We start from the raw sequence: 15,544 nt of genomic DNA on the forward strand, positions 1-15,544 counted from the left end.
AATCTGGCATGGTTAATTTCCTCCCTAAATAACACTGTATATAAAAACAGTATTATTGGGCCGGAGACGCATGGCAAGAGGAACGAAACGGTACTCTGTTAAAGGGATGCCTATCTTACTGAGCAGACTAATTATTTTTTTGTCAGGCAGTTTCATTCAGGAGCGCGCGTAAGCAGTCGTTGCTGACATAAGTGAAATGACGCTTCCTCGTCCCGGCTGTTCGTTCCTCGCTCCGCTGCGGTACGCCTCAGCCTGGCCTGCGGCGAGCGTGGCCACCTCACGTTTTAAGGGCAGAATTACCGGACTGTGTAAACGTTGAACGGGCGGGGTGCTTATTTTATGCTCAGGTGAAATTTACGGCTGAAGGAAAGCCAGATGGAAGAGCAGGATTCAGTGGGCCGTTTTCTGGCGTCTCTGCTGGCCGAATACGGCATGAACACGGACGGGCTCTGCCGGCGTTCCGGTCTGCGGGAGAGTGAGGTCAGCCTTATTCTGCGCGACATACTGGTCGTGACGCCGGCCGTGGCGGAAAAGCTGGGGCGTGCGTTCTACTCACCCGGCTTCTGGCTGGTCCGCCAGGCCATGTCTGAACGGAGAATGCTCAGTCATCACAGATAAAAAGGGCCCGGCGTGCCGGGCTAAGTAAATCAAAAAAATACCATCTTCAGACTGACACGTCTGTGTGCAGCAGCAAGCCTGGCCGCGTTCAGCAGTATTGTTGTAAGCAAAACAATTCCGTGTGTGACCGGGCGTGAATCCTCAGCATAATCAGTGTCCGGACAGGAGAGAGTTTCACCCGTTTAAGCAAAAAGGTTACCGCTTACGCTTGCAGGTATGCTCCCGGGCGGCCAGGCTGAGGGTTCCGCAAGTTAAGCAACCTTCTGAATGCCTGATTGTTCAGCCGCCCGGTACCGGGCGGTTTTTTAATTTCATCTCAGTTGAAGGCCTGCAGGTATTCAGAAAAAAATCACCGACGAAAAGCGCACGGCAAATATTGCGCTCAGAATGAAGTGCGCCAGAAAAATGGCAAAAGCCACGCCCCCGGGCACGACTCCCGGAATGGTGTGCTTCTCTTTCAGGATGAACGTCAGTCCGGAGAGCACCGCGAGTGAAAGCAGGGCCTGCAGTACGTGACTCACCGGCAGCAGCCAGTACTGGCCAGAACCGGACTGAGACAAGACAGGCAGAAGGTGCTGCCGCTGGCGCTGACCACGCCTGAACTCCAGCGGGGCAGGGTCTGACGGGCGCGAGGGTGCAAAAAAAGAACCCGGCCACAGGTGGAGTCAGGCCGGGTAAGTGCGCTGAGGCGCGCAGTTCATCATTGATAGTGTGTGTAGCATCAGAATATTACCATGCCGGACGTGACATAAGCGTGACGTCACTGGCAGCCTTCAGACGTCCTCTGCATCAAAGCCAGTCTCACCGGAGGCTTAACGACCCCGCTGCCGTCACCGCTTTGCGGTCCCGGATTGCCCCCGCTGTTTCAGCTCAAAGCAGACCACCGTCTGGCGGCTTCTTTTCGTCTGAAGCCTGAAGGCCGTCGCCGCGCTCCGCTTTTCACCGGCGTGGCGGCTTCGCCTGACGCCGGACTTCACCGTTTCCCTCTGATGCATTTCTCTCTCTTTCTCTTTTTTCAGGGCCAGCACCGTGCCTTCACGTTAGCCGGGCCGCTGCGCAGTCAAGTGCCGCTGGCGCTCGCTCGCTCACCCGTTCTCCGCCGCGCGCGGGACATTCAGTCCGCTCCGGCGGCGCATGCGGCTTGCGCGTCCGCCCCTGACTGCTCCGCTTTTCGCCCGGCTGCTGTGGCGGCACGGCGCAGGTGAGGCCGTGCAACCACTGACTGAGGAGCAAATCATGCCGAACTGGTGTGCAAACAGGCTGCGTGTGACCGGCCTGGCGGAGAACGTGAGTAAGGTGCGGGCGCGTATGGAGGGAGAGGTGCGTCCTCTCTACGCGCGGGCAGAAGGGCAGGGGTTCAACTGGCGGCATCTGGAATGGGCCATCGGCGAAATGAAACAGGGTGGTGACGTATGAATACCTGGCTTGTCAGCTGGCAGGAAGAGGTGGGCAGCACCTCGCACGAGTATCACATGCTGCTCAGGGGAAGCGACTTCCGGCTGGCGGAGGCGGCGTGCGAGCGGATGGGTGAAAACTGGTGGCCACCGGAGCGGCCCGTCTGCTCGCAGGGCTGTTACTGGCAGTTTGATCGGGGCAGCGTCTGGCTCAAAAGCATCGTCCTGCTTGATGAACGGGAGGCCGACACCCTGACCGGCCTGCGGTTCCTCGATGAGTGGGGGGTGAGCGGGACGCCGGATGCGCCCGTCATCTGTGACCGCAGCGACTGCCGGTGGGAAGATTACCGGCCCTGACCTTTCACCCCGATGCCGCCCCGACCGGCGGCATCGCCTTCAGAAAGCCATAAGTAAGTCGCTCCGCTCCGCTTTACTGCCGCTTCCCGTCCGCTGGCCGGAAACCGGCGACGGCAACGTGCCGTGCCCTCACGGTAGCCGGGCTGCTTCTCAGACAAGCGAAGCTTCGCCGGGCTGCTCACCCGTTCCCCGCCGTGCGCGGCACATTCAGTCCGCTCCGGCGGCGCGTGCGGCTTCGCGCCCGCCCTTGTCTGCTCAGCCGGTCGCCCGGCTGTGTGGCGGTCACGGCACCACAGGGGTGCCCTCTGACAGTGAGGAGCAAAGTTATGTCCCGATTCATGCGTGGCGACAGCGTACAGATCATGTCTGGCTTTCCGGATGCGAGTATTGATTTCATCCTGACCGACCCGCCATACCTCGTCGGCTTTAAGGACCGGTCCGGCCGTTCGATTGCGGGCGACGTTAACGACGAGTGGGTGCTGCCGGCGAGCCGGCAGATGTTCCGGGTGCTGAAAAACAACAGCCTGGCGGTGAGCTTCTACGGCTGGAACCGCATTGACGTCTTCATGCAGGCCTGGAAGGCGGCGGGCTTCCGCGTCGTCGGGCACCTCGTTTTCACCAAATCCTACGCCTCGAAATCGGCCTTTGTCGGGTATCAGCACGAAAATGCCTACGTGCTGGCCAAAGGCCGTCCGCCGCTGCCGGCAAACCCGCTGCCCGACGTCATCCCCTGGCAGTACACGGGCAACCGCCACCACCCGACCGAAAAGCCGGTGAGTGTGCTGCGGCCGCTTATCGAGTCCTTCACGAAGCCCGGCGACCTGGTTCTGGACCCTTTCGCGGGAAGCGGTTCGACCTGCGTCGCCGCGGACCAGTGCGGCCGGCGCTGGATTGGGATCGAACTGCTGGAGCAGTACCACGCAGCCGGTCTTAAGCGCATCGGCGAACTGCGCGCCGCCCGGGCCGCCTGATATTTCCCCTTAACCCGACCAGAAGGACAGCACCATGACAGACCAGACCCTGAATGCAGAACTGACCCGGCTCACCGACGACGTGAACGACCTGGAGGAATCGCTTTACGAGTTTCACCTGCGGCTGCGGGACATGATAAAGCGCAACCTGTACCGCGGCGCCTCGCCGGCGCAGAAAATGGCGGGCGTCCTGATTGAGGACATGGATTTGCAGCTCCTTGAGCTTTACCGGCGCGCCGCCCTGATGCGCAGCCACATGAATTAAGATGCCGGAGTGGTCATTTAGTGACCACTCCTTTCTACTTCGCGGATACTGCCGCCGCTGTGCTTTTATCCACAGGGTTCCGGCCGGTTTATTCACCGTGCTGTGGACAAACGGGAACAAGGACGTTGGTAAGCGTCGCATATTGACCGTGTTGACACTTGCATGGAGGTGAATCAGCTCAGACTTAAGCTGATAGGTTTTGTTGATTTAGCACAATCAATCAGAGAGGGTCTGCTTTGAGCGAAAAGCGGACGTAAATTTTATGGCCAGAACAGTTTTGTTGTATTCACACTGCCTGGGATTTCACCAGATAAGGCGATAGAAACTTCTCTACTTCTCGTTTTCCAATTCCTAGCGTAAAGCTGACCCCTGCATTTTTTAAAATTCTGAGTCCTTCACCACTGTTTCTAGGATGCGGGTCTTCAATGGCTACATAAACATGGCGTGGTTTTAGCTCAGCAAGTGTCAAAGCACATGAGGGGGTTCTTCCTTGAAAGGAGCAGGGTTCCAGTGTGACAAAGATTTCACATTCACCTATTGGAACCGCTAGTTTTGAAATGGCGTCTATCTCTGCGTGATGATGACCTGGATGTTGAGTGAAGCCGTAGGAAACCACCTGTCCTTTATGGACAATCACGCACCCTACGGGTGGATTTGGTCTGCAGCCTGGGAGCGCTTGACGTGATTTTTCAAGCGCTAAGAGCATGAATTCTAAATTTTGGCTCATCTACTTTTATGTCCCAATAAGTTAATCATAGACTTACGATTTGTAATCATCCGGCATAAATGTCCATTATTTAGATTAATCACTAAAAAGCGATGACCAATCTTTCGTTGATTGACTTGTACTGATCCTTCGTCACTTCCGCTTCTGGCACTAGGCGGACATAGCTAACAGCATTCAGTGTGATTCAAAGGGGAGCAGGTTAAAAGCTGTCTATATATCCAGGTATATGCACAATCATTTATCCGCAGTAATATATTAACATCATTAAATAGAATAATTGTCCCGGTATCTGGTGCAGATGGCTACGCCCCTGAACATCTGACTCTGATGTGGGGACTCCATTATCTTTATAGGACAGTTGACCTGCCCCCCGGATTAAATACAAAACTCAGTTAGTAATGTCGGATCCTTCACTCTCAGAATTACCCTTTCTCCAGCTCGCTGCAAATTCAGACGGCGTCTGATAATTCAGCGTGGAGTGCGGACGACATTCGTTATAATCCTGACGCCATTCGCTGATGGTTTTCCTGGCATGACTGACGTCGCTGAACCAGTTTTCATTCAGGCATTCATCGCGAAAGCGTCCGTTAAAACTCTCAATAAATCCGTTCTGTGTCGGCTTGCCGGGCTGGATAAGTCGCAGCTCCACTCCATGCTCAAAGGCCCACTGATCGAGCGCGCGGCAGGTAAACTCCGGGCCCTGATCGGTTCTTATCGTAGCCGGATAGCCGCGAAACAGCGCAATGCTGTCCAGAATACGCGTGACCTGCACGCCTGAAATCCCGAAGGCAACAGTGACCGTCAGGCATTCCTTTGTGAAGTCATCGACGCAGGTAAAGCACTTGATCCTGCGACCAGTAGCCAGCGCATCCATGACGAAATCCATCGACCAGGTCATGTTGGGCGCCGCCGGGCGGAGCAGCGGCAGACGTTCTGTTGCAAGCCCTTTACGACGACGTCTGCGTTTAACGCCCAGCCCGTTCAGATGATAAAGGCGGTACACGCGCTTGTGATTAACCAGAAGCCCTTCACGGCGCAGTAACTGCCATATGCGGCGGTAGCCAAAACGCCTGCGCTCCAGTGCCAGCTCAGTGATGCGCCCTGATAAATGCGCATCAGCCGCCGGGCGCTGAGCCTCATAGCGGCAGGTCGACAGAGACAAACCTTTAAGCCTGCAGGCACGACGTTGCGACAGACCGGTCGCATCACACATAAACTCAACAGCTTCCCGCTTCTGGTCTGTCGTCAGTACTTTCGCCCCAGAGCCACCTGAAGTGCCTCCTTATCCAGCATGGCTTCGGCGAGCAGCTTCCTGAGTCTGGCATTCTCTTCCTCAAGTGACTTCAGGCGCTTAACCTCAGGCACCTCCATGCCGCCATACTTCTTACGCCAGGTATAAAACGTGGCGTCGGAAATGGCGTGCTTACGGCAGAGTTCCCGGGCAGAAACGCCGGCTTCAGCCTCGCGGAGAATACTGATGATCTGTTCGTCGGAAAAACGCTTCTTCATGGGGATGTCCTCATGTGGCTTATGAAGACATTACTGACATCGCGGTGTATTAATCAACGGGGAGCAGGTCAAACTGAGCCTCGCAGACAATACATATGGGAATTTCAATCTGAAATAAAATTATAAAAATTTTTAAAATCAATAAGATAAATAATAATTAAGTCAGGGTAGGTGCTTGTCAGCTCACATTCATTGGATGAAAGCTGTCTAAATTTTCGCCATACCTGGATGACTTTTGAATGACAGACTAAAGAAAACTGTCAGTTGGCATATTTTACGTTTGTACAACATTTTTATGATTTTACGAAATAAGTTGATCTGACGTTTTTCAGATGTACAATCAGTTTCAAAATTGACAACGGAACGGTTAAATGAAAAGTCATTACGGTGGCGTGGACGAGACGGCCCGCAGAGCGAGCGCGATGCTGCGCAGCATGAGCGACGATATTTCAGTCAGAAGAAACGAGTTCGGCCTTGATCAGTACTATCAGACGTTCACGCGCAATTCCGTAGCTAACCTTCCTAAACTCAGCCGCCGTGCCGTTGAGCAAGCTATTGAAGAAATGGAATCGCAGGGGCATGTCTTTGGCAAAAAAGATGCCGGTAACACCCGGCATTACGCCCTGACCATCCAGGACGTTGTCGATATCTATGCTCACCGTAAAGTGCCAAAATATCGTGAAGTGCACGCGGGGGATGGGCCTTTTGTTATTTTTGTTGTGAACCTGAAAGGCGGGGTATCGAAAACCGTCAGTACGGTGACTCTGGCGCATGGCCTCCGGGTTCATCAGGATCTTCTTCAGTACGATCTTCGTATTCTGGTTATTGATCTTGATCCCCAAGCCTCAAGTACCATGTTTCTCAGTCAGGAAAACAGTATTGGGTCCATAATGGAAACAGCTGCACAGGCAATGCTTAACGATCTGGATGCTGACCAGCTCAGAGAGGACATCATTAAATCCACCATAATCCCCGGTGTTGATGTTATTCCTGCGTCTATTGACGATGGTTTTATCGCAAGCCAATGGAATGATCTCGTCAAAGAGCATTTGCCTGACAGGCTTCCCTCTGAAGTTTTACGCCGGACGATTATTGATCGTGTCGGTTCTGATTACGATTTTATCTTTATTGATACTGGTCCTCACCTTGATGCCTTTATGTTGAATGCACTTGCCGCGAGCGACTTGCTGCTCACGCCCACACCGCCTGCACAGGTCGATTTTCATTCTACCCTTAAGTACCTTACGCGGCTCCCTGAGATGATTGAGCAGCTTGAGGAAGAGGGTATCACGCCGCGGATAAAGGGAAATATTGGCTTCATGTCGAAAATGACCTCGAAGCGCGATCATGAAATGACACACGGCCTCGCCCGTGATGTTTTTACCTCTTACATTCTCGACGCGACATTGCCCAGGCTTGACGGGTTTGAACGCTGCGGCGAAAGCTTCGACACCATTGTGAGTGCCGATCCCAGTTCTTATCCTGGAAGCGCCGAGGCGCTCAAGAAAGCGAAGCGTGAGGCGGAGCGTTTCACTCAGGCCGTGTTTAAAAGGATTGAATTCATCAGAGGTGTGAAATGAAAAAGGAAATGGTCAAGCTGGGTCGTCAACTGGGTAATTCCAGTTTTTCAAAAAAGATGAACGAGTCAGACAGCGAGCGGGTATTTACTCTCAAGTCAGGAGCTCAGGCCAGATTTGTCCTGACCAAGATACTGCATGACGACATCGAAACGCAGACGTTCGTTGATGCCACGGTAAACGGCCGTGACCAGGCATTTCTGACACGCGAATCAGTCAGTGATATTTCCCGGACCATACGGCTCCAGCAGTTCTTTCCTGCCATCGGACGTGAGGTCAATGGTCGAACTGAGATACTGGATGGTTCACGACGTCGTGCCGCATGCATTTACAACGGAACCGCATTTGAGGTGCTGGTGACGCGTGATGCCTTATCTCTCTCTGATGCCAGACAACTGGCCGTGGACATACAGACAGCAAAAGAGCATACACTGCGTGAACTCGGAAAACGCCTCAGGCTGATGTATCCGGAAGACATGAATCAGTCAGATATAGCCGCTGCAGAAGGGCTGTCTGCCGCCAAGGTAACCCGGGCTTTTCAGGCTGCCGCGGTGCCTGACGAAATCATCGCGGTTTTCCCATCTGTCAGCGAGCTTTCCATCAGTGACTACCGGGCTCTGCTGGAGGTGACGGATAAAGCTCGGGCAAGACTTATCGCCACTAATGCCTTAGCTGATTGCGTCCGCAGCCGGATGGAAGAGGATCCTTCTCATAATATTGCCGAGCCCGCTTATAAGAACCGGATAATCAGCTATTTTCGTGCTGAAAGCGAAGGACCCCGCAAAGCTGCGGGCAGCAAAAAAATCGTTACTGAAAAGCTGGCGGAGTTTACTGATAAAAAGCAGTTCGCCCGAAAAAAAACTGATGCTGATAAACGTCTTGTCACTTACGAATTTTCCCGTCTTTCAGCTGCCTGTCAGGTTGAGATTGATGCCGCAGTCCGGAGCATTATCGATAGAATGGTTACTAAATCTTTAAACGACCAATGATTTGTCTGATAAAAATGTGACTCTAAAGAAGTTTTATAATTAAAGGGTAGGTTAATACTACCCGCAAAAATAATCCATTAAGTTATTGATTTTAAATTATAAATTATGTTTATTTCAAGCTGAAATTCCCGATTAAATTGAAAAATTTGAGTCGGCAAACAGCTTGTATCTATGTTGGCAAGTTTTCCAATAAATATTAGGGCTAAAAATAATGCTTAGGGGGAAGATTATAATTTTACTGGTTTGAACAATATCGAGGAGCCATTGCTTTTTCAGGCATTCATCTCTCAATCGTCGGTTAGAACTCTTACAGTCCTTAATCGGTTCTTATTGACGCCGGATATCCACGAACAGCGCAATACTATCCCGAATAAACACGGCCTGAACATATGAATTACCAAAAAGAGAGGTGATATCAAGACGCTTCTCGAGCACAAACACTTCATGCACTAAATTCTGCGGAGGCTAAGATGTTCATACAAGATAAAATTCATCGACAATAAAGATATGGTACATTCGGACTAAGGGGCTGACGTAGATTCGCACGTAAAAGCTTATGGACTTGCCTGCGCTTCACTAATAGTCCATAAAGATTTCAATGCGGTATACCAGCTTATTGTTGACGCGCATTCCATCTAGACTCAGTAACTGTCAGAAACGCCAATAGCAAAAGACTATAGGCGGCTATCAGTATTGATATTTTCGCTATTAAGGCACCACTATATTTTATTGCCTTGGATGATTGCGGAAAGCTTTAAAGATAGTTAATTGATTCGATATTTGATGTCTTTAAAAATTAATAACACTAAATTCTTAAGAAGAAAATATCAAAGCAAACAAGCAAACAAGCAAGCAAGCAATTAATTAAACTATTAAGAGTTTAATAAACATTTTATAAAATTAGAGTGGTATTTTTACTCAAACTTGCCACATTAAGTACCAAAAGATTATTATCGGTATAATTATCGCAAGATATTGAATTTTCCAAATCGCTATTTTTCCCTCTCTTAGAAACTTATAATTTGGAAGGATGGTGAATATAAATATCAAATACAATAATACTGAGAACAATAAAATAAACAGTTTCATAATCTCGTTAATGCAAGCGTTATTAAAATGTTATGGAATCAAAAAGAAAACCTAAAATTATCTTATGATTCATTAATTTGCGTATTCATTCACATCTGATAGTCTTTTATTGTTAGTTAATTTTTTTATTCAATAAATCCCATGGTATAAAATAAATAGCTCCACCTGGTGCCTGCAGTTTAGCTATCTTTGCATTTGATTCTGCATCTTGCTCCATAACGAAAAAAGTAATACCTGATAGATTTTCAGCCGAGTATTTCTTATTTTCAGAAGTAGATATTTCTAAGTTTCCTGAAACTTTCCCCTTTATCCGTACCGATGTTCCCGGAGGGCAAATGGAACGATTGCAGTTGGTTTCAAAATTATTTACTAGGTGCGGAGTGTTATCGGGTGCTTTATAATATTTGTCATAGAAATAGGGGATGAGAACAAACATTGTAAATACTACCCATAACCAATTTTTCTTCAAAATAACCCCTCCAAAAAATTTTTTTTATTCTAAACCAAATATGTTATCAAATGTAGATGTTATCATCTCCAGTGAGTAGATGGTATACGAAGCATTTAACTTATCATTTAAGTTAGAAGGGGGGGAGAGACATCTTAATGTACAGTCCACTTAAGTATCTTCAAATACCTTTTATAAAATTTAGCCTGAATCATTTTTTAACAAATATCTAAAAATTTTTACCTATGGTACTCATAACAGCCGCTAAGATGTATAGCGCTTGGCCTCCGCCCCGGTGATCGATAGCTCATGATTAGTGCAATTCCCTAATAAACAATATGAGAATATTCCAGTATAGAATAGTTAATCTTACCAACAGCACATCATTGGTTTTCTAGATTATATACTGTTGTTTGGGCAGGGTAATGTTTCAAAGGCACTCTGTTTAAGAGACTATTTTACATTAAGTGTAAGAGGTGTGGCGGCATCGAGCTCTCCGGAGTTAAATGGCTTACGTCCTAAAAAAGAGTGAATACCATGTCATGCCCAACATTTGAAAATGATATAGTTGTAGTAGCATTTTGAGTCTAGAGCAACTCATACCTGAATTGAAGTCGCATGAAAAATGAAATTCCGAATGCAGCGATAAACTATAAGCATCTGACGTAGCTGGTGCTGCCGGGCAAATCTAAGACAAAGTTTATTACAAAGAAACTTTCGTTGCATCCACGTGAAGAAAAAAGGAAGTCGCCAGTCCTTTCCAAAGCAGTGTAAGATTTTTATACTCATGCCAATAAGGTCTCATAATAATTCAAACTATCAATAATTTACCGAGGAAGGCTTTAACCTCGAAAAGGCTACAAGATTTGATTTTCTCAAAAGATGCAGTGGCTGGGGTGGATGCATAATGAAGAACAAAGAACTCGTGAGTGTCGTTATTTGTGTGGCAATCTTTGGCCTGACTTACGGCCTTAGCGCACCGTTGATCGCCACACGATTGCAGGACAATGGCTTCAGCGAAAGCTATATCGGATTTAATGCCGCGATGCAGGCTATCGGCGTTTTTGCTGTCGCACCTTTTATTCCTCGTCTCTTTCAGCGCTTCCGTCCAAGGCTGCTGTTGAGTACCTCGCTTGCCGCCGTGGCCGTCATTATGTTGCTTTTTACCTGTCTGCCTTTTTTGTACTGGTTCGGACTCCGGCTTGCTTTGGGCATTTTCAGTGAGATTATAATGGTGCTCACAGAAACCTGGATCAATGACGCGACCGTTGAGCAGGCAAGAGCGAGAACTATGGCATGGTACACCGCCGGCATCTCAACAGGATTTGCCTGTGGCCCGTTAATACTGACCCTCAGCGCAAGCCAGAGCAATTTTCCTTTCTTTACCGGCACGGCCATTGTTCTCCTTGCGTTGATGCTGGTTAAGCTGCTGGGCATGGCGCGGCATCACCCGTCAACCAGCCACGCTATTGGCTTTCTGAAAAGCATCCGTATCGCCTTTTTAATGATCGTTGCTACGGGGTTAAATGCTGCCGTCGAAGTGGCCGGACTTAATTTTTTACCGCTTTATGCCGAGTCTCATGGCTGGAGCCGACAACATGCCGTTGGATTAATTTCGGTTCTGATGTTGGGGGCCATTCTCTTACAGCCTGTGGTTGGCATGATTGCTGACAGCGTTGACCGCCGACGACTCATCGTCATACTGGCGCTGTTGTCCACAGTAGGTGCGGCCATCTGGCCATGGTTATTATCCTGGCCGGTTGTGGCTTATCTCATCCTCTTTGTTTGGGGTGGGCTGTTCGTGGGGATCTACACCGTCGCAATAACCTGGGCAGGCGCGACGTTCAGCGGAGCAGAGCTCGCAGGCGTATATGCCGCCGCCTCGGTGGCATGGGGCGCAGGGGCTCTACTGGGGCCGCTGCTGTGTGGCCTTGTCATGTCAGCAACGCAGAATGGCTTGCCGCTGATGGTCGGTGCGCTCTGCGGCCTCTTCTGTTTAATGGCCGCAGTGGATCTGCGTCTTCATGGCCCCGGACGAGCCTGATAAGCCGTTACCGCCTCTGTCCTGAACGATTTGCGGACAGGGCTGGCAGGTTATTTTTCCAGGGCACGGCGCCATGGCAGACGGTGATACCAGGGACGAGGAACGGGATGCACCAGCGCATTCAGTGCCCGGCTGTAATCCATTACCAGGCCGGGCGTCCAGGCCATGATCTGCGCGCGTTTACGCACCTGCGCAGCGATCCATAGCTCCGGCACCAGCAGGTCGCTCAGTTTTCGCTCATGTGCCAGCGCACCATCCAGGGCGGCTTCAAGAGCATAGGCAACACTACTTGAGCAGTTACGATAAGTCAGGTTGTAGGTGTTATTGCGGCGATAAGATTCCCAGAAGTGGTTCAGTTTCCGCAGGCTGAATTTTTTAAACACGATTTGACGTACGGAATGGCACCATTCTGAGGATTCTGTGGCGTAGTCTGGCAGAAAGCGCCCTGCCACATCATTATCACGGGTGGCCTTAAGTGTGCGCAAAAACTCCGAAGGAGACCGATCAATCTCCTCGGCAGGATAAAGGCTGATGTAAAGATAATCAGCCACTTCAAGCGCCGCGTGGCCGGTTGAGATAACACCATTTTCGTCCACGGCGGCGATATAACGGTTAATGACAGGGCGCGAAACAGGCCTGGCTTCGGTGGTTTCTTCGGGCGTCCATACGTGCACAATCAGTGCGCGCGCTGCAGCAGACGTCGGCACCGGATGGGGGGCGGTCAGTTCCTGTTCCTGGATCAAAGGGGAGCTACTCAGCAGTACGTCGCCGGGTTGAATCAGCTGAAAAATAGACGTACCTCTTTTCATCCGCATCGCCTTCCTGGCGATGCCAAGGGTACTTAACCCACTGGTGATCATCTGAAAACCAATAAAGAATGATACAGTCGCATCATGGTGACTGAGCAGGAAGAACGAAAAGGAAATTAATCCCAGACCATAAATAAGCGTCAGCTTCCAGCGGGGAAAGCGCACAATAAAAGAGGAAAAGCTGGTGAAGAAGCCGATGATAAAAAAAGTAAAACCAAAAATGACAGCCAGCAGGACATTACTGTATTCCTGATTAACGATGATAATCAGTGATACGAATAAAAATATGCCGCCTTTGAAAAAAAGAATGCTCTTTTTTGTTCCGACAGCGCTGGTCGCAACACAAAGTGTAAGCATGCTTTCCAGCAGCAGAATATAGCCAAAGATCTGTAATGGGAAGTACGAGTGAAGGTCAAGACCATCGATGAAAAGTAATATACCTGTGATAAACCACAGTGTTGCGGCAACCGAAAGGTATCGGGCATTTCGCTTAATATATGCCGTACCCAGTAGCAACATGGCTATCTGTATCAATCTGTCCCTCTCCTAAATGCGCTGAAAAGTCAGGTGGAAACCGACCAGTTACCCAGTATGAACAGGGATCCCTGACGCTCGAACATCAGGGCTCCGCTATCGGTAACGTGCAGCCATTGCCCATTTCCGTATTGCAATCTGAATTGAATCGCAGGAAGCGTCTGCTGACGTGGAATGGCCTGCCAGTGTCCGGCGAGGCGCTGTTTATCCTCTGGATGCAATTGCGCCAGTATTGCCTCTTTCTTTTCAAGAATCCCGCGGGGAAGCGCAGCAAGTTCACCAGAAAGGTTTTCCCAGCAGAGCGTGCCCTCTGTCAGGTTTAGCTGATAAATGGCCTGTAAATTGAGCCGCGCGTCGGTTTCTGAATTGAAGCGGTAAATATTTCGCGTCACCACCCGTAAAAAGACCAGCAGCAACGCACTGGCGCATAAATAGCACTGCACAAGGAGCAGGGGTTCGCCGGTATGTAATCCCCTGAGAAAGAACGGCCCCACGCCCTTATCGGCATAATAGATAACGCAACCTGACAATGTTAATAATGCTATCGATCCACCACGATTGCCCCAGAAGAGCGTTAAAAAAGCGGCAAGAATAATCGGGAGGCAACTGAAAGCGAAAATCAGGCTTTCATCGTGGGTGATCGTATTGGCGATACTAAATTCTTTAACACCGCCACTGAATATCCACAACGACAGCGCCACGAGCGCGGCGAGCAGCGTTAAGCCTGACAGAAGTGTTTTGATGGAAATCTGAACGGCTGTGGAAAGGCGGCTGTTAGCAAAGCCCATAATAACGGTGGTGGCCAGGAAAATGCCGGTCATATCAGCAATAAAACCGGTCCAGAACAGATCGGAAAAGCTGTTTTTTCCTGCTAATGAGAGTCCGATACCGAAAAGCACGGCATCCAGAAAGCTGATGATAATGGTTGAGGCGAACCACAACATGATAATATTTAAATCATCACCGTGCCGGGAAAAACGTTTCACTATCCACGCAATTATCAGCGAAGAAGGCAGATCAAGAATGGCGTAAAACGTCTCGGTCGGCAGCCTGCTGAACGAAGGTTTATCCAGAATCACATCAAGCACAACAAACAGAACACAAAGTGCTGGCCAAAGTCGCCAGCGCGAATTCAAAAACGCCGCAGTGGCGACGCCAGCAGGAAACCATACGACAGATATGTGCAACTGAGGATCGTCAAATCGCAGCGACAGCACCCCAGACAGATAATAAACGACTGCCCAAATCGTCATTACTATAAAATTGGACATTCCCGCTGGGAAAGATTTTAGCATAGACTTATAATATATCCTGAGTGAAAACAAGTTTTCGGATTGGCATGCGAAAAGGGTTCTTAAGTAAAACTTTATCATAATTATCTTCTTAAACCAATATTAGAAACTCTTTTAGCATTCTCAAACTTATTTTCTGTTGGTTGACAAGCCATAAGCGATTACCAGAGCATCAGCATCCTATGCGAAATGGAAGGCCGGCTAATGGTTGCGGTTTCGGCTGAATGTAGTCATTTCTAATGCACATTTTATACCAAGAGAAAGTGTGCAGGAGCGATGATGTTACCCTTTGCGAGGCACAGCTAGCCATTTGAGGAGAAAATGCCCGTCTAATCGCGTAACCGCTGTATAGTAAATGCCGTATCAGAAGAGTCAAAAGGTTATTACTATTATTCTGCTAGTGTAAGACGCAACTTGTGGCCAATAATGCGAATTTACCTGACCTTCTCCCTATTAATTATTAGACCGCGATGTTAGTAATGTGTTTCATAAGTCACATGAGGGCTTCCCCATAAGGAAACGATTTTCCGTCAATACCTCAAAAAATCGATGCAGAAGCCCAATAGCTAAAGTCCGATGCCTTCAGAAGTAATCTCTGATGCGCTAAATAAGGATGGAGAAAAATGGAAAAAGATGAAGTTAACCATTGTTACGCTTGCGTATATCGCTGCAGGTGCTTCAACACCTGAACTTATGAACCCGTTGCGGCAGGAAAAAGAGGATTTGCACCTCAAGAATTACCAAAACAATGGTGGAATATTGCCCAAATTTGCAAGTATAACACGAATTGATGGCCAGCTTGTTGTAGAGGGTATGATGCTCACAGCCGAACAGTACCGCCGCATCGATAAAGCGGAGCAGGCAAAAGCACTGGTCTGGGAACATTAACCCCGGTAAATGGCTTTCCTTAACAGCTTCCTC

General features: G+C 49.3%; 16 protein-coding genes. 9 read left to right on the top strand and 7 right to left on the bottom strand.

The window, feature by feature from the left end; translation table 11 throughout:
- Positions 1-375 precede the first annotated feature (375 nt).
- Positions 376-618: an XRE family transcriptional regulator gene (locus GC087_RS23990; RefSeq protein ID WP_205954684.1), complete on the top strand. Its 243-nt coding sequence runs from the start codon at positions 376-378 to the stop codon at positions 616-618.
- 338 nt (positions 619-956) lie between these two features.
- Here GC087_RS23990 and GC087_RS23995 read toward each other — a convergent pair whose 3' ends face one another.
- Positions 957-1,139: a hypothetical protein gene (locus GC087_RS23995; protein WP_226374879.1), complete on the bottom strand. Its 183-nt coding sequence runs from the start codon at positions 1,137-1,139 to the stop codon at positions 957-959.
- A gap of 688 nt (positions 1,140-1,827) precedes the next feature.
- On the opposite strand from GC087_RS23995, the gene GC087_RS24000 reads away from it, so the two are divergent.
- A complete protein-coding gene (locus GC087_RS24000; protein ID WP_205954727.1) occupies positions 1,828-2,034 on the top strand; it encodes a hypothetical protein in 207 nt (68 codons plus the stop codon).
- On the top strand, positions 2,031-2,369 hold the full coding sequence (locus GC087_RS24005) for a hypothetical protein (protein ID WP_205954683.1): 339 nt from the start codon (positions 2,031-2,033) through the stop codon (positions 2,367-2,369). Before GC087_RS24000 ends, GC087_RS24005 begins: the two co-directional genes overlap by 4 nt.
- Here GC087_RS24005 and GC087_RS24010 read toward each other — a convergent pair.
- Positions 2,357-2,527, bottom strand: coding sequence for a hypothetical protein (locus GC087_RS24010; RefSeq protein ID WP_205954682.1), 171 nt, complete (start codon positions 2,525-2,527; stop codon positions 2,357-2,359). The genes GC087_RS24005 and GC087_RS24010 overlap by 13 nt on opposite strands.
- A gap of 168 nt (positions 2,528-2,695) precedes the next feature.
- Between GC087_RS24010 and GC087_RS24015 the strand changes: the two genes are divergently transcribed.
- Positions 2,696-3,340, top strand: coding sequence for a DNA methyltransferase (locus tag GC087_RS24015; RefSeq protein ID WP_088900889.1), 645 nt, complete (start codon positions 2,696-2,698; stop codon positions 3,338-3,340).
- A gap of 34 nt (positions 3,341-3,374) precedes the next feature.
- Positions 3,375-3,605 (top strand): YubE family protein, encoded by a 231-nt coding sequence (locus GC087_RS24020; protein ID WP_205954681.1) that lies wholly within the window; start codon positions 3,375-3,377, stop codon positions 3,603-3,605.
- Between the two features lie 286 nt (positions 3,606-3,891).
- Here GC087_RS24020 and GC087_RS24025 read toward each other — a convergent pair whose 3' ends face one another.
- A complete protein-coding gene (locus tag GC087_RS24025; RefSeq protein WP_110268035.1) occupies positions 3,892-4,332 on the bottom strand; it encodes a bifunctional diaminohydroxyphosphoribosylaminopyrimidine deaminase/5-amino-6-(5-phosphoribosylamino)uracil reductase RibD in 441 nt (146 codons plus the stop codon).
- 388 nt (positions 4,333-4,720) lie between these two features.
- Positions 4,721-5,841, bottom strand: a protein-coding gene (locus GC087_RS24030) for an IS3 family transposase (RefSeq protein WP_205957588.1) whose coding sequence is annotated in 2 segments (ribosomal slippage) — positions 4,721-5,583 and positions 5,583-5,841 — 1,122 coding nt in all. Because the reading frame shifts where the segments join, the coding sequence is not laid out codon by codon here.
- A 371-nt stretch (positions 5,842-6,212) separates the two neighbouring features.
- On the opposite strand from GC087_RS24030, the gene GC087_RS24035 reads away from it, so the two are divergent.
- Both GC087_RS24035 and GC087_RS24040 read left to right on the top strand, forming a co-directional pair.
- Positions 6,213-7,421 carry an AAA family ATPase gene (locus GC087_RS24035; RefSeq protein ID WP_064352199.1) on the top strand — a complete coding sequence of 403 codons (1,209 nt, stop codon included), beginning with the start codon at positions 6,213-6,215 and terminating at the stop codon, positions 7,419-7,421.
- Positions 7,418-8,407, top strand: coding sequence for a ParB family protein (locus GC087_RS24040; protein WP_324030774.1), 990 nt, complete (start codon positions 7,418-7,420; stop codon positions 8,405-8,407). Before GC087_RS24035 ends, GC087_RS24040 begins: the two co-directional genes overlap by 4 nt.
- Before the next feature lie 1,201 nt (positions 8,408-9,608).
- On the opposite strand, the gene GC087_RS24045 is transcribed toward GC087_RS24040, so the two are convergent.
- On the bottom strand, positions 9,609-9,965 hold the full coding sequence (locus GC087_RS24045) for a hypothetical protein (RefSeq protein WP_166504050.1): 357 nt from the start codon (positions 9,963-9,965) through the stop codon (positions 9,609-9,611).
- Positions 9,966-10,851: 886 nt separating this feature from the next.
- On the opposite strand from GC087_RS24045, the gene GC087_RS24050 reads away from it, so the two are divergent.
- Positions 10,852-11,988 (top strand): MFS transporter, encoded by a 1,137-nt coding sequence (locus GC087_RS24050; protein ID WP_205957586.1) that lies wholly within the window; start codon positions 10,852-10,854, stop codon positions 11,986-11,988.
- A 50-nt stretch (positions 11,989-12,038) separates the two neighbouring features.
- Here the strand turns inward: GC087_RS24050 and GC087_RS24055 are convergent, their stop codons facing one another.
- Together GC087_RS24055 and GC087_RS24060 are read right to left on the bottom strand one after the other, a co-directional pair.
- Positions 12,039-13,331 carry an MFS transporter gene (locus GC087_RS24055; RefSeq protein ID WP_324030775.1) on the bottom strand — a complete coding sequence of 431 codons (1,293 nt, stop codon included), beginning with the start codon at positions 13,329-13,331 and terminating at the stop codon, positions 12,039-12,041.
- Between the two features lie 29 nt (positions 13,332-13,360).
- Positions 13,361-14,584 carry an MASE1 domain-containing protein gene (locus GC087_RS24060; RefSeq protein WP_324030776.1) on the bottom strand — a complete coding sequence of 408 codons (1,224 nt, stop codon included), beginning with the start codon at positions 14,582-14,584 and terminating at the stop codon, positions 13,361-13,363.
- A gap of 672 nt (positions 14,585-15,256) precedes the next feature.
- Here GC087_RS24060 and GC087_RS24065 point away from each other — a divergent pair.
- Positions 15,257-15,511 (top strand): hypothetical protein, encoded by a 255-nt coding sequence (locus GC087_RS24065; protein ID WP_205957579.1) that lies wholly within the window; start codon positions 15,257-15,259, stop codon positions 15,509-15,511.
- Positions 15,512-15,544 lie beyond the last annotated feature (33 nt).

The sequence above is a fragment of the Pantoea sp. JZ2 genome (genome assembly GCF_035191405.1).
Classification (GTDB): Bacteria; Pseudomonadota; Gammaproteobacteria; order Enterobacterales; family Enterobacteriaceae; genus Pantoea; species Pantoea stewartii.

What these genes read in the sequence shown, in the direction of transcription:
- GC087_RS23990 (WP_205954684.1), top strand. Translation starts at nt 376, where the DNA reads ATGGAAGAGCAGGATTCAGTGGGCCGTTTTCTGGCGTCTCTGCTGGCC.
- GC087_RS24005 (WP_205954683.1), top strand. Translation starts at nt 2,031, where the DNA reads ATGAATACCTGGCTTGTCAGCTGGCAGGAAGAGGTGGGCAGCACCTCG.
- GC087_RS24015 (WP_088900889.1), top strand. Translation starts at nt 2,696, where the DNA reads ATGTCCCGATTCATGCGTGGCGACAGCGTACAGATCATGTCTGGCTTT.
- GC087_RS24020 (WP_205954681.1), top strand. Translation starts at nt 3,375, where the DNA reads ATGACAGACCAGACCCTGAATGCAGAACTGACCCGGCTCACCGACGAC.
- GC087_RS24025 (WP_110268035.1), bottom strand. Translation starts at nt 4,332, where the DNA reads ATGAGCCAAAATTTAGAATTCATGCTCTTAGCGCTTGAAAAATCACGT.
- GC087_RS24035 (WP_064352199.1), top strand. Translation starts at nt 6,213, where the DNA reads ATGAAAAGTCATTACGGTGGCGTGGACGAGACGGCCCGCAGAGCGAGC.
- GC087_RS24040 (WP_324030774.1), top strand. Translation starts at nt 7,418, where the DNA reads ATGAAAAAGGAAATGGTCAAGCTGGGTCGTCAACTGGGTAATTCCAGT.
- GC087_RS24050 (WP_205957586.1), top strand. Translation starts at nt 10,852, where the DNA reads ATGAAGAACAAAGAACTCGTGAGTGTCGTTATTTGTGTGGCAATCTTT.
- GC087_RS24060 (WP_324030776.1), bottom strand. Translation starts at nt 14,584, where the DNA reads ATGACGATTTGGGCAGTCGTTTATTATCTGTCTGGGGTGCTGTCGCTG.
- GC087_RS24065 (WP_205957579.1), top strand. Translation starts at nt 15,257, where the DNA reads ATGAAGTTAACCATTGTTACGCTTGCGTATATCGCTGCAGGTGCTTCA.